Genomic DNA, 13,168 nt, shown 5'->3' on the forward strand with positions numbered 1-13,168 from the left:
TACATCGCCGCGGCGGCGTACCACCAGGGGCTGTGGGACGCCGAGGACGCGTTCTTCTACGACGTGCTGCGCCTGGCCGACGGGACGAAGGTGCCGCTGAAGGTGCGCTCGGTGGTCGGGCTGCTGCTCGGCCTGGTGGTGCCGGTGCTGGTACTGGACGGGGTGCCGGGGCACCTGGCGCCCTGGCGGGCGGTACGCCTGGCCGGCCGGGTCAGCGCGCGGGCCGCCGCGATCCGGCTGCTGGGCTACCTGGGCTGGTGGCTGATCCGGCTCGGCATCGGGCTGGGCCTCTACCAGGGCCTGAACATGCTGGGCCTGTTCGACGTCTCGGCCTGGGCGCTGCCCGTGACGATCGCCGCCTTCACCGCTGTGAACGCGCTGGCGTACCCGGCGCTCGCCTGCCTCGACGCGGTGCTGCACCTGGAGACCCGGATCCGCACCGAGGGGCTGGACATCCGGCTCTCCCGCGCGCCGGCCGGCGTGCCCGATCCGGTCCTGCTGGCGGCCCACCGGTGAGCCGGTGGTGGACCGAGGCGGTCGCGGCCCTCGGTGACGTGGTGCCGCTGCCGCTGGCCGCGCTGATCCTGCTGGCGGTCGCGCTGCTGGTGGCGCTGGGCTGGTATTTCTTCCCGGCCTGGGTGCCCCGCCGGCTGCCCCGGTTCAGTCTCCCCCGGCTGCGGCGCCCACGGCTGCCCCGGTTCCGCCTGCCCCGGTTCCGGCGGCGTGCCCGCCGCGCCCGCACCGAACCGCCGGCCCTGCGCCTGCCCGCGCCCCGGACCCCGGAACCCGTGCCGGCCGGCGGGCTCGGGCCGGCCGACCGGCTGGCGGCCGAGGGCCGGTACGCCGAGGCGGTCCGGGAGCGTCTGCGCGAGATGGTCCGGCTGCTGGTCGTCCGGCAGGTGGTGGAACCCCGCCCCGGGCTCACCGTCGTCGAGCTGACCGAGGCGGCGGCCCGTAACCGGCCGCAGGTCCGGCCGACGCTGCACGCGGCCGGGGCGATCTTCTCAGACCTCTGGTACGCCCAGCGTCCCGCGACCGCCGCGCACGACCGGCGGATGCGTGAACTCGCCACCGACCTGAGCCGCGAGCTGACCGGGGAGGAACCGCGGTGACGGCCACAGTCGTACCGGAGACCGTGACGGCGGCGGCCACGGCGGCGCCGCGCTGGCGTCCGTACCGGTTGATCGTCCCGCTCGGGCTCGCAGTGCTGTTGATCGTGACCACGCTCGTGCTGCGCGCGGTCGACCGGCCCGACGCCGACGAGCCCGGTTTCCTGTCCCCGGTCGCCACCGACGACGACGGCGCCAGCCGGCTCGCCGAGGCGCTGCGGACGCAGGGCGTGCCGGTACGCCGGGAGACGGATCTGGCGGCGGCGCTGCGTACCGCCGGGGCCGGGCCGAGCACGCTGTTCGTGCCCGCGCCCGGCCTGGTGCACCCGGACCTGCTCGACGGGCTGACCGCCCTGCCGCCCGGCAGCCGGCTGGTGCTCGTCGAGCCGTCCCGGCGGGTGCTCGCCGAGTTGGACACCCCTGTCGAACCGGCCGGCGGGCGTTGGGCCGCCCGCGCGGTGCCGCCGGACGCCGACGGCACGCCCTGCCCGCTGCCCGAGGCGGTCCGGGCCGGCACGGCCGCGATCGACCTCCAGCGGTACGCCGGGCCGGCCGAGGTGGACCACTGCTACGGCGGCGCGCTGCTGCGCGTCCCCGGCCGGGTCGAGGTGGTGCTGGCCGGCGCCAGCGACCCGTTCCGCAACGACCGGATCGGCGAGTGGGGCAACGAGGCCCTCGCCACCGGCCTGCTCGGCGGCGACCGCCCGCTGGTCTGGCTCGACCTGCCCGAGCCGGCGTCGGCCCCGACCGCTCCGAGCTGGTCCCCGGAGCCGTTCACCGAGGAGCCCGCTCCGGCCGGCAGCGGCAGGTCGGAACGGCCCGACCCGCCCGACCGCGCCGATCCGCCGCGGGAGAACCCGCTCTGGGGCGCCTTCCCGCAGTGGTTCTGGGCCCTCCTGGTGCAGCTCGCCCTGGCCGGCCTGCTCGTGGTGCTCTGGCGGGCCCGCCGGCTCGGGCCGCCGGTGTCGGAGCCGCTGCCGGTGACCGTCCGGTCCGCCGAGACGGTACGCGGCCGGGCGCGGCTCTACCGCCAGGCGGGCGCCCGGGACACCGTCGCCGCGACGCTGCGCGACGCCGCGCTGGACCGGCTGACGACCCGGCTCAACCTGCCCCCGGGCACGCCCGACGACGAGGTGGCCGCCCGGGTCGCCGAGCGCGCCGGCGCCGACCCGGAACGGGTGGCCGACCTGCTCTACGGCCCCGCCCCGGAGAAGGACCGCGAGCTGCTGGAGCTGGCCCGCGAACTGGACGTCCTGACCCGTACCCTGGCCCCGCATCCCAGCGAAGGAGACACCCGGTGACCGGACCCGTCACGACCACCGCCCCGTCCGGCGCCCGCGCCGCCCTGCACCGGCTGCGCGCCGAGGTCGCCAAGGCCGTCGTCGGGCAGGACGCGGTGGTGACCGGCCTGGTGATCGCCCTGCTCTGCCGGGGGCACGTGCTGCTGGAGGGCGTACCGGGAGTGGCCAAGACGCTGCTGGTGCGGACGCTGGCGGCCGCGCTCGACCTGGACGCCAAGCGGGTGCAGTTCACCCCCGACCTGATGCCCGGCGACGTCACCGGCTCGCTGATCTTCGACCAGCGCACCGCCGCGTTCACGTTCCGGGAGGGGCCGGTCTTCACCAACCTGCTGCTCGCCGACGAGATCAACCGCACCCCGCCCAAGACGCAGTCGGCGCTGCTGGAGGTGATGGAGGAGCGGCAGGTCTCCGTCGAGGGCGAGCGCCGCCCGCTGCCCGACCCGTTCATCGTCGCGGCCACCCAGAACCCGGTCGAGTACGAGGGCACCTACCCGCTGCCCGAGGCGCAGCTCGACCGTTTCCTGCTCAAGCTGACTGTGCCGCTGCCGGAGCGCGAGGAGGAGCTGGGCGTGCTGCGGGCGCACCACGCCGGCTTCGACCCGCGCGACCTGCGTGCCGCGGGCGTACGCCCGGTGGCCGACGCGTCGGACCTGGCCGCCGCCCGGGCCGAGGTGCGGATGGTGCACGTGGCCGAGCCGGTGCTCGGCTACATCGTGGACCTGTGCCGGGGCACCCGGTCCGCTCCGGCGCTGGAGCTGGGCGCGTCCCCCCGGGGCGCCACCGCGCTGCTCAACGCCGCCAAGGCGTGGTCCTGGCTGGCCGGCCGCGACCACGTCACCCCGGACGACGTCAAGGCGGTCGCCCGGCCCACGCTGCGGCACCGGCTCCGCCCGCGTCCGGAGGCGGAACTGGAGGGCGTGACTGTGGACGCCGTGCTGGACTCGGTGCTGGCCACCGTGCCGACGCCGCGATGACCTGGCGGGCGGGTCTGCTGCTCGGCGCGGGCGCGCTGACCCTGCCGGCCTGGCCGGCGCCGTTCCTCGGCGTCGCCGTGCTGACCGCGACGGTGCTGCTGCTGGTGCTGCTCGACCGGGCGATGGCGGTCCCGCCGGACGCGCTCACGGTGACCCGGTCCGGGGAGCGGACGGTCCGCCTCGGCGGCACCGCCACCGTCACGCTGCACCTGGCCAACCCCACCGATCGCACGCTCCACGCCCAGGTACGCGACGCCTGGGTGCCGTCGGCCGGGGCGCGCCCGGACGTGCCGCCGGACCGCCTGCTCACCGTGCCGCCCGGTGGCACCGCCACGCTGCCGGTCCGGCTCACCCCGACCCGGCGCGGCGACCGGCCGGCGGTGGCGCTGACCGTACGCTCGCTCGGGCCGATGCGCCTGGGTGCCCGGCAGCGCGCCGGGCAACCCGCCACGCCACAGTGGACGCTGCGGGTGCTGCCACGCTTCGACTCCCGCCGGCACCTGCCGGAGAAGCTGGCCCGGCTGCGGGTCATCGACGGCGTGCAGGTGACCCGGGGGCGCGGTCACGGCACCGAGTTCGACACGCTGCGCGAGTACGCGGTGGGCGACGACGTCCGCTCGATCGACTGGCGGGGCAGCGCCCGCCGCGCCGACGTGCTGGTGCGCACCTGGCGCCCGGAGCGCGACCGGCGGCTGGTCTGCGTCCTGGACACCGGCCGCACGTCGGCGGTACGCCTCGGCGACGAGCCGCGGCTGGACACCGCCATCGACGCGGCGCTGCTGCTCACCGCGCTCGCCGCCCGGGCCGGTGACCGGGTGGACCTGCTGGCGGCGGACACGGAGATCCGGGCCCGGGTGACCGGCAGCGGCCGTCCGGCGCTGCTCGCCCGGCTGGTCGACGCGGTGGCGCCGTTGCAGCCCGCGCTGGCCGAGACCGACTTCGAGCTGATCGCCGCCGAGGTGCTGCGCCGGGAGCGGCAGCGCAGCCTTGTGGTGCTGTTCACCGCGCTGGAGGCGGGCGCGATCGGCGACGGGCTGCTGCCGGTGCTGCCCCGGCTGGCGACCCGGCACCGGGTGGTGCTGGCCGCGGCCGGCGACCCGGTGCTGAACCGGCTCGCCACTGCCACCCCGGCCGGCCCGGACGACCCGTACGCGGCCGCGTCGGCGTGGCGGGCGCTGGCCGAACGGGACCGGGTACGCGCCGCCCTGTCGCGCTACGGCGTGACTGTGGTGGACGTACCGGGGCACCGGCTGGCCCCGGCCGTCGCCGACACCTATCTGCGGCTCAAGTCTCTCGGCCAGCTCTGACCGCGCGCCGGCCGAGCACCAGCGCGTACGCCAGGAAGGCCAGCCACACCGCGGCGCCGGCGGCCACCCGCAGCGGGATCGGCACCGGCGCCGGGGTCACGAACGCCTCGATCAGCGCGGAGACCGCGAAGAGGCCGACCAGGCCGGCGGCGACCACGACGGCGAGCCGTCCCGCCTCGGCGACCGCACGGCCGCGCCCGAGGTGCGCGGGCGGGGCGATCCAGGCCCAGGCGGTCCGCAGTCCGACCCCGGCGGCGACGAAGATGCCGGTCAGCTCCAGCAGCCCGTGCGGGGTGATCATGCCGAAGAAGACGTCCGCCCGGCCGTAGGAGATCATCACGCCGCCGACCACGCCGATGTTCAGCGCGTTCTGCCACAGCAGCCAGAGGACCGGCACCACGAGGACGCCGGCGGCCAGGCACTGGGCGGCCAGCCAGGCGTTGTGCGTCCACAGGTGGAACGCGAACGTGGGCGCGGCGAACTCGGTGTAGTAGCCGGCGAAACCGGAGTCCACGAGCTGCCGGGCCGCCTCGGGGCCGACGAACGCGGCGGCGGTGTCCGGGTTACCGGCGACGAACCAGATGAGGAAGGCGCTCAGGGCGCTGAACGCCGTGGCCACGCCGCACCACCACGGCCAGGCCCGGTAGAGGGCGGCGGGCAGGTCGGCGGCCAGGAACCGGCCCACCGCCGCCCAGGACGGCCGGGGGCGGCCGGTGACCCGGGCCCGGGCGGCGAGGACCAGGTGGGACAGGCGGTTCACCAGCGTCGGCTCGGGTGCCCGGGCGCGCAGCGCGGAGAGGTGTGTGGCGCTGCGCTGGTAGAGCGCCACCAGTTCGTCGACCTCGGCCGCGTCGAGGCGACGCCGGCCGGTCAGGTGTTCCAGCCGCCGCCATTCGGCGCCGTGCTCGGCCACGTACGCGTCGAGATCCACTCACCCTCCCCCGTTCGGCGTCCATGGTGTTCACTGTCGGGGTGCGCGCGCAACCTCCCCCACCGCCCAGTTGGGCCGATGCCGGTCTGGTCAGCGGCGAGGCGGTGGAGCTGGATGTCCGGGTGGCCCGGCTGGGCTCCCGGGTGCTCGCCCTGCTGATCGACGCCGTGATCCAGCTCGTGCTGTTCCTGCTGCTCGGCGCAGTGCTGGCCATGGTGGCGCTCGCCCTGCTGGGCGACGTCCTCGATGCCGCGCTGGCCGGCGCGCTCCAGGTCGTGCTGCTGGTGCTGGTCCTGCTCGGCTATCCGGTGGTGATGGAGCGCTTCGCCGGTGGCCGGACGGTGGGCAAGCTGGCCGTGGGGCTGCGGGTGGTGCGGGCCGACGGCGGCCCGGTGGGGGTGGGCCAGTCGCTGACCCGGGCGCTCGTGGGCGTCGCGGTGGAGTGGCCCGGGCTGGTGCTGCCGCTGCTGAGCTGGGCGGCGAGCGTCACGGTGATGCTCACCGACCCGCGCGGCCGCCGGCTGGGTGACCTGGTCGCCGGCACGCTCGTGGTGCACAGTCGAGGCGCGGCGCTGTGGCGGCCGCTGCCGCCGGCTCCGCCGCCGCTGCTGGCCTGGGCGACCACGCTCGACCTGACCCGGTTCGACGACGGGCTGGCGCTGGCCGTCCGGCAGTATCTGGACCGGCTGCCTCAGCTCGCCGAGCCGGACCGTTCCCGGCTGGGCCGGGCGTTGTGGGTGGAGGCCGCGGCGGTCACCTCGCCGCCTCCGCCGTGGTCCGCGCCGGACTGGGTCTACCTGTCCGCCGTGCTGGCCGAGCGGGGGCGCCGGGCCGCGCTCCGGCTGGGCCGCGCCCGGGCGGTCACCGCCACGCTCTGGCCGGAGCTGGTCCCGGCCGCGGTGCCGCACGCCGTCGCGCCGGCCACCCTGCGTCCCGCCGCGCCGGCCGTCGGCCGGTTGCGGTCCGCGGCGCCGGAGGCCGCCCCCGATCCGGTACGCCGCTGAGCCGGGCTCAGCCGAACAGCCCTCGCCCCCACCAGTCGGCGGCGTCGCGTACGCCGGGCGGGCAGGCGAACAGGCCGCTGGAGACGTGCCGCAGGTACTCGTTCATCGCGTCGTTGCGGGCCAGCCGGGTCTGGATCGGCACGAACTGCCGGCGCGGATCCCGCTGGTAGGCGATGAAGAACAGACCGGCGTCGAGCCGGCCCAGCCCGTCCGAGCCGTCCACGAAGTTGTAGCCGCGGCGCAGCAGGCGGGCGCCGTTGTTCGCGTCCGGGTGGGCGAGCCGTACGTGTGCGGTGTCGGCGATGAGCGGCTCCCCGTCGTCGCCCTTCGCGGCGAAGTCCGGTTCGTCGAACTCGTCCCGGAGGCCCAGCGGCGCGCCGCTGCCCTTGGTCCGCCCGACGATCATCTCCTGCTCGGCCAGCGGGCTGCGGTCCCACGTCTCGATCAGCATCCGGATCTTCCGGGTGACCAGGTAGGAGCCACCCGTCATCCACTCCGGGCCGTCACCGGGCTGCACCCAGAGCTGGTCGCGGAGCAGGCCCGCGTCCTCGGCCTTGAGGTTGGCGGTGCCGTCCTTGAAGCCGAACAGGTTGCGCGGCGTGGCCTGGTCCCGCGACGTCGACGAGGTACGCCCGAAGCCGAGCTGCGACCAGCGGACGCTCACCACGCCCATGCCGATCCGGGCCAGGTTACGGATGGCGTGCACCGCCACCTGCGGATCGTTGGCGCAGGCCTGGACGCAGAGGTCGCCGCCGGACAGCTCCGGCCTGAGCGCGTCCCCGGCGAAGTGCGGCAGGTCGGCGAGGGCTGCCGGGCGGCGGGCGGCGATGCCGAAGCGGTCCCGGCCCTGCGCGTCGCGGAACAGCGTCGGCCCGAAGCCCACAGTGAGGGTGAGCTGCGACGGGGGCAGTCCGAGCGCCTCGCCGGTGTCGTCCGGCGGGGCCTCGGGCATGCCGCCGACGGCGCCGATCACCCCGGCGTCCTTGCCGGCGGTCATCCGGGCCGCGGCGGCGGTCCACTCCTGGAGCATGGCGACCAACCGGTCCCGGTCCTTCGTGACCACGTCGAACGCGACGAAGTGCAGCCGGTCCTGGGCCGGGGTGGTGATGCCGGCCTGGTGCTCGCCGAGGAACGGCACCGACCCTGCGGCGGAGCCGGTGGCTGAGGCCTCGTTCCCGCCGGCGAGCAGCGCACCAGCGCCGCCCGCCACCCCGGCGACGCCGGCCACACCGACGCCGGCCAGTGTCATCGCCCGGCGGCGGGACAGGCCGCGACCGGTCCGCTCGTGGTTCGGCTCGCTCGTCGCGTCACCACCGGCCGGGCCGGTCATCGCGCGACTGCCGCCGCGACCTTGCTGACCGGCTCGGCCAGCGCGTTCACCGCGTCCGACAGCTCCTTGAGCTCGGCCTTGCCGAGCTGGGTGTGCAGCTTCCAGCCGTCGCCGTCCCGGTGCTTGCCGAGGGTTGCCTCCACGTTCGCGAACTCGCTGTCGAGCTGCTTCACCAGGTCGGGCGCGCGCTGCTCCAGCGCCGGGCGCAGCGCCGCGATCGCCGCCTTCGAGCCCTCCAGGTTGGCGTTGAAGTCCCAGAGGTCGGTGTGCGAGTAACGCTCCTCCTCGCCGGTGATCTTGCCGCTGGCGACCTCGTCGAGCAGCGCCTTGGCGCCGTTGGCGAGCTGGAGCGGGGTGAGCTTCTCGGCGTCCGCCTTGGCGACGATCGCCTTCACGTCGACCAGGAGCCGGTCGGCGATCGGGCCGTCCTTGCTGACGTCCCCGGTGGTCCAGAGGTCCTTCTCGATCCGGTGGAAGCCGGTGAACTCCATGCCCTCCTCGACCACCTCCTCGCGGCCGTCGATCTTCGGGTCGAGGTCGCCGAAGCTCTCCGCGACCGGCTCGATCCGCTCCCAGTAGGTGCGGGCCACCGGGTACAGCGCCTTGGCCTTGGCCACGTCGTTCGCCTTGACCGCCGCCACGAACTCCTCGGTCTTCGTCAGCAGCGCGGCGGTCTGGCTGCGCACGTACCGCTGGTAGCTCTCGGTCGCCTGGGTCAGCGCCGCATCAGGGGCGACAGTCGCGGCGGTGCCGGAGACCTTCAGCGCGCCCCGGATGCCCCGGCCGCTCATCCCCGGCTTGCAGGCCGTCTCGTACGTGCCGGCGGTCAGCTCGACGCGCAGCTCGCGGCTGAGCCCGGGGGCGATGTTCTCCACCTCGCCCATCACCCGGTCACCGGCCGCGTAGACGTAGAACTCGTTGACCTTGGAACCGGTGTTCGTCACCTTGAAGGTCACCTGACCGGCGTCGATCTCGGTGTCGCCGACCTCGCAGACGGTGTCGGTGGCCTTGACGGCGATCGGCCCGCCGTTCGTGGCGTCGGCGTCGTCACCGCCCCCGCAGCCGGTCAGTCCGGCGACGGCGAGCAGCCCGGCGGCGGCGGGCGCGACGAGTCGAGTGGTACGCATCGTGCGGGGTCTCCTCGGAAACGGGCGGGTCAGGAGCGGGGGGACGGAACGGCGGCGGCGTCGGCCGGCGCGGCGGACGTCTCGGCGGCCGGCTCGTCGGGCTGAACCGGCTCGGCGGACTGCGCCGGCTTCGCGGGCTTGGCCGGCTTGCGCAGGAAGAGGACGAGCACCGGCACCGCGTACGCGACCCAGGCGACCAGTTCCAGCACCGTCGGCGCGGCGGTGACGTTGAACATGCCGGCGAGCAGCGCGCCGTACCAGGAGCCCGGGTCGAGCGTGCCCGAGATGTCGAAGGCCAGGTCGTTCAGGCCGGGCAGCACGCCGGCCTCCTGGAAGTCGTGCACGCCGTACTTGAGGATGCCGGCCGCGACCAGGATGAGCAGCGCGCCGGTCCAGGTGAAGAACCGGCTCAGGTTGATCCGCACCGCGCTGCGGTAGAGCAGGAAGCCGATCACGACGGCGGTGGCGATGCCGCCGGCCAGGGCGAGCAGCGAGCCGGGCCCGGTTCCGCCGGCGGCGCTCTCGGCCGCGGCGTAGAAGATCAGCGCGGTCTCCAGACCCTCGCGGATCACCGCGAGGAACGCCATGCCGGCGACCGCCAGGGAGCCGACGGCGAGCGCGTCGGTGAGCTTGCCGCGCAGCTCACCGGCGATGGTGCGGGCGGCCCGGCGCATCCAGAAGATCATCCAGGTCACGAAGACCACGGCGGCGACCGAGGTGACCGCCTCGAACAGCTCGCGCGACTCGGAGGTGCGCAGCAGCGAGGTGGAGGTGTACTGGATCAGGGAGCCGAAGCCGACGGAGAGCGCCAGGGCCAGGCCGACGCCGGCCCACACCTGCGGCAGCCGGTCCCGGCGCTGCGACTTGACCAGGAAGGCGACGAGGATGCTGACCACGAGGGTCGCTTCCAGGCCCTCGCGCAGGCCGATCAGGTACGTGGCGAACATGGATACTCCGTAGTCAGGCTTGCCTCAGTTAACTTAGGGCAGCCATACCTTGCTCCTGTTCACAGCAAACGTCAAGCCGATCCGGGTAACGTCACCCGGTTCGACATCCGCCGGACTCCCCCCGTACGCGAAAAAGGACCGGGGCGGCCGCGCGGCGGCCGACCCCGGTCCTTTCGGGAGCGTGGGACTCAGTAGCGGTAGTGGTCCGACTTGAACGGGCCCTCCGGGGAGACGCCCAGGTAGGCGGCCTGCTCCTTGGTCAGCGTGGTCAGCTTCGCGCCGAGCGCGTCCAGGTGCAGCCGGGCGACCTTCTCGTCCAGGTGCTTGGGCAGCACGTAGACGCCGATCGGGTATTCCTCGGTCTTGGTGAACAGCTCGATCTGGGCGATCGTCTGGTTGGCGAACGAGTTCGACATCACGAAGCTCGGGTGGCCGGTGGCGTTGCCCAGGTTCAGCAGGCGGCCCTCGGAGAGCACGATGATGGCGTGGCCGTCGTCGAAGCGCCACACGTCGACCTGCGGCTTGATGTTCTCCCGGGTCACGTCGCTGCGCTTGGCCAGGCCGGCCATGTCGATCTCGTTGTCGAAGTGGCCGATGTTGCCCACGATGGCCTGGTGCTTCATCCGGGCCATGTGCTCGTTGGTGATGACGTCGAAGCAGCCGGTCGCGGTGATGAAGATGTCGGCCTGCTCCACCACGTCGTCGAGCGTGGCGACCTGGTAGCCGTCCATCGCCGCCTGGAGCGCGCAGATCGGGTCGACCTCGGTCACCACGACCCGGGCGCCCTGGCCGCGCAGCGACTCGGCGCAGCCCTTGCCCACGTCGCCGTAGCCCATGACGACAGCCATCTTGCCGCCGATCAGCACGTCGGTGGCGCGGTTGATGCCGTCGATGAGCGAGTGGCGGCAGCCGTACTTGTTGTCGAACTTGCTCTTGGTCACCGAGTCGTTGACGTTGATGGCCGGGAAGAGCAGCGTGCCGGCGCGGTGCATCTCGTAGAGCCGGTGCACACCGGTGGTGGTCTCCTCGGTGACGCCCTTGATGCCGGCGGCGATCCGGGTCCAGCGCTGGCCGTCCTCGGCCAGCGAGCGGTGCAGCAGTTCGAGGATGACTGCGTACTCCTCGGAGTCGGCGGACTCGACCGGCGGCACGACGCCGGCCTTCTCGAACTCGGCGCCCTTGTGGACGAGCAGGGTGGCGTCGCCGCCGTCGTCCAGGATCATGTTCGGGCCCTGCCCGTCGGGCCACGCCAGCACCTGCTCGGTGCACCACCAGTACTCCGGCAGCGTCTCGCCCTTCCAGGCGTAGACCGGCACGCCGGCCGGGGCCTCCGGGGTGCCCTCGGGGCCGACCACGATCGCCGCGGCGGCGTGGTCCTGGGTGGAGAAGATGTTGCAGGACGCCCAGCGGACCTGCGCGCCGAGCGCGACAAGGGTCTCGATCAGGACAGCGGTCTGAACGGTCATGTGCAGCGAACCGGTGATGCGGGCGCCGGCCAGCGGCTGGGCCTCGGCGAACTCACGCCGGATCGCCATCAGGCCGGGCATCTCGTGCTCGGCGAGCCGGATCTCCTTGCGCCCGAACGCGGCGAGCGACAGATCCGCCACCTTGTAGTCGCCCTCGGCGAGGGTGCTCGGCCGGGCCTGCGACGACGCGCCGCTGGAGGCCGCCGGGAGGGTGCTGGTCATGGAAGCTCCTGTCGAACGATGGTGGTGCGCAGCCTTCCACCTTACGCTCGCGGGCCACTCGACCCGTGCCCGGTTGGCCGACCGCGCAATCGGCCGGTCGGCGGACAGCGCACGGGGCGGTCGGTCGTGAGCGGACTTTCCACCCACGGCCCGGCCGCCCCGCGCATCCCCCCGGTTTGGTTCCCCCGCACGTCACCGGACCTTCGTCGCGACAACGCTGCGTACCCATAGAGTCACACCACGCAGCGTGACCGTCAAGCCATTTCGGGAAAGTCGGACTTGCGCAGATCAGTGCATGCCGCAAGTGGCGACGAACGCCTCGCCCGCCCCGGCCACCGTCAGCGGGCCACCGGCCGCCGTACCGACCGCTGCCTGACCCGCGTCCAGCGTCACCACGCCCACGCCGTCGTCAACGGTCAGCTTCCCGGCCCGGCAGAGCACCACACGCGGCCCGGGCAGCATCAGCCGCACCCCCGGCGACCCGGCAGCCACCTCGACCCGGTGCAGCGCGAAGTCCTCCACCGGCACCGGCCAGGTCAGCACCCCCGGCTCCACCTGCTCCGGCCGCAGCACCGGCTGGGTCAGCACCTCGAACCGGAGCACCCGCAGCAGCTCGTCCACGTCGACCCGTTTCGGGGTCAGCCCGCCGCGCAGCACGTTGTCACTGGCCGCCATGATCTCGACGCCGGTGCCGCGCAGGTAGGCGTGCAGGTTCCCGGCCGGCATCCAGATGCCCTCGCCGGGCGCCAGCCGGACGTGGTGCAGCAGCAACGCCACCACCACGCCCGGGTCGGCCGGATAGCCCGACGCGAGCGTGCGGACCAGCTCGGCGTCCGCCGAGGCCGGCCCGGCCTCCGCCGCCGCCAGCACGGCCGCCACCAGCCCCGCCCGCTCCGCCCGGGGCCAGCTCAACAGCAGGCGTACCGCCTCCCGCAGCCCCGCCGGCCCGTCGCGCAACGCCGCCACCACAGGCTCCAGCTCGGGTACGCCGAACGCGGCGATCGCCGCCGCCGACTCCCCCGGATCGCGGAAGCCGCACAGCGCGTCGAACTCCGAGAGCGCCACCAGCAACTCCGGCTTGTGGTACGGGTCGACGTAGTTGACCCGCCCCACGTCGGCGGCGTGCCCGGCGCGGGCCTGCTCGGCGTCCGGATGCGCCTGGAGGCTCAGCGGCGCGTCGGCGGCCAGCACCTTCAGCAGGAACGGCAGCCGGGTGCCGAACCGGCCGACCAGCCGCTCACCCAGCCAGTGGCCCGGCTCGGCCACCAGCAGTTCGGTGAGGCTGACCGGTCGGCCGTCGCGCTGCACAGTGGCCGGGGCGCCCGGGTGGGCGCCCAGCCACAGCTCCGCCTCCGGCCCGTTGCTCGGCACCGGCCGCCCCTGCAACTCGGCGATCGCGGTGCGCGAGCCCCAGGCGTAGTCACGGATCCGGCCCTGCAACAACTCCATC

11 protein-coding genes and 1 pseudogene are annotated in these 13,168 nt (G+C 74.4%); 6 read left to right on the plus strand and 6 right to left on the minus strand.

Going from position 1 to position 13,168, the window contains the following annotated elements; all coding sequences use genetic code 11:
* The 5 genes and pseudogenes from ABD52_RS15615 to ABD52_RS15635 all read left to right on the plus strand — a co-directional run.
* Window positions 1-516: pseudogene (locus tag ABD52_RS15615) on the plus strand (hypothetical protein); the annotation flags it as partial.
* Entirely contained in the window at window positions 513-1,112 is a 600-nt protein-coding gene (locus ABD52_RS15620; RefSeq protein ID WP_047892312.1) for a DUF4129 domain-containing protein, read from the plus strand. The pseudogene ABD52_RS15615 and the gene ABD52_RS15620, both read left to right, overlap by 4 nt.
* Complete coding sequence (locus ABD52_RS15625) at window positions 1,109-2,410, plus strand: DUF4350 domain-containing protein (RefSeq protein ID WP_047892313.1); 1,302 nt, start codon at window positions 1,109-1,111, stop codon at window positions 2,408-2,410. The genes ABD52_RS15620 and ABD52_RS15625 overlap by 4 nt, the downstream gene beginning before the upstream one ends.
* Complete coding sequence (locus tag ABD52_RS15630; RefSeq protein WP_013284206.1) at window positions 2,407-3,384, plus strand: MoxR family ATPase; 978 nt, start codon at window positions 2,407-2,409, stop codon at window positions 3,382-3,384. The genes ABD52_RS15625 and ABD52_RS15630 overlap by 4 nt, the downstream gene beginning before the upstream one ends.
* Complete coding sequence (locus tag ABD52_RS15635; protein ID WP_013474115.1) at window positions 3,381-4,691, plus strand: DUF58 domain-containing protein; 1,311 nt, start codon at window positions 3,381-3,383, stop codon at window positions 4,689-4,691. The genes ABD52_RS15630 and ABD52_RS15635 overlap by 4 nt, the downstream gene beginning before the upstream one ends.
* On the opposite strand, the gene ABD52_RS15640 is transcribed toward ABD52_RS15635, so the two are convergent.
* Window positions 4,669-5,622 (minus strand): stage II sporulation protein M, encoded by a 954-nt coding sequence (locus tag ABD52_RS15640; RefSeq protein ID WP_030271138.1) that lies wholly within the window; start codon window positions 5,620-5,622, stop codon window positions 4,669-4,671. The genes ABD52_RS15635 and ABD52_RS15640 overlap by 23 nt on opposite strands.
* 41 nt (window positions 5,623-5,663) lie before the next feature.
* Here ABD52_RS15640 and ABD52_RS15645 point away from each other — a divergent pair, with 41 nt between their 5' ends.
* Window positions 5,664-6,626, plus strand: a complete 963-nt coding sequence (locus tag ABD52_RS15645) for an RDD family protein (RefSeq protein ID WP_232236672.1) — start codon at window positions 5,664-5,666, stop codon at window positions 6,624-6,626.
* A 7-nt stretch (window positions 6,627-6,633) separates the two neighbouring features.
* Here ABD52_RS15645 and efeB read toward each other — a convergent pair whose 3' ends face one another.
* From efeB to manA, 5 genes are all read right to left on the minus strand, one after another.
* The gene (gene efeB / locus ABD52_RS15650) at window positions 6,634-7,956 is read right to left on the minus strand and encodes an iron uptake transporter deferrochelatase/peroxidase subunit (RefSeq protein ID WP_047892314.1); all 1,323 of its coding nucleotides are present in this window, start codon (window positions 7,954-7,956) and stop codon (window positions 6,634-6,636) included.
* Complete coding sequence (gene efeO, locus ABD52_RS15655; protein WP_013284201.1) at window positions 7,953-9,083, minus strand: iron uptake system protein EfeO; 1,131 nt, start codon at window positions 9,081-9,083, stop codon at window positions 7,953-7,955. Before efeO ends, efeB begins: the two co-directional genes overlap by 4 nt.
* A gap of 29 nt (window positions 9,084-9,112) precedes the next feature.
* Window positions 9,113-10,030: an iron uptake transporter permease EfeU gene (gene efeU, locus ABD52_RS15660; RefSeq protein WP_047892315.1), complete on the minus strand. Its 918-nt coding sequence runs from the start codon at window positions 10,028-10,030 to the stop codon at window positions 9,113-9,115.
* Between the two features lie 188 nt (window positions 10,031-10,218).
* The gene (gene ahcY, locus ABD52_RS15665; protein WP_013474110.1) at window positions 10,219-11,718 is read right to left on the minus strand and encodes an adenosylhomocysteinase; all 1,500 of its coding nucleotides are present in this window, start codon (window positions 11,716-11,718) and stop codon (window positions 10,219-10,221) included.
* Window positions 11,719-12,006: 288 nt separating this feature from the next.
* A complete protein-coding gene (gene manA, locus ABD52_RS15670) occupies window positions 12,007-13,167 on the minus strand; it encodes a mannose-6-phosphate isomerase, class I (RefSeq protein WP_047892316.1) in 1,161 nt (386 codons plus the stop codon).
* Window position 13,168: the final 1 nt, after the last annotated feature.

The organism is Micromonospora sp. RV43 (genome assembly GCF_001029515.1).
GTDB lineage: Bacteria > Actinomycetota > Actinomycetes > Mycobacteriales > Micromonosporaceae > Micromonospora > Micromonospora aurantiaca.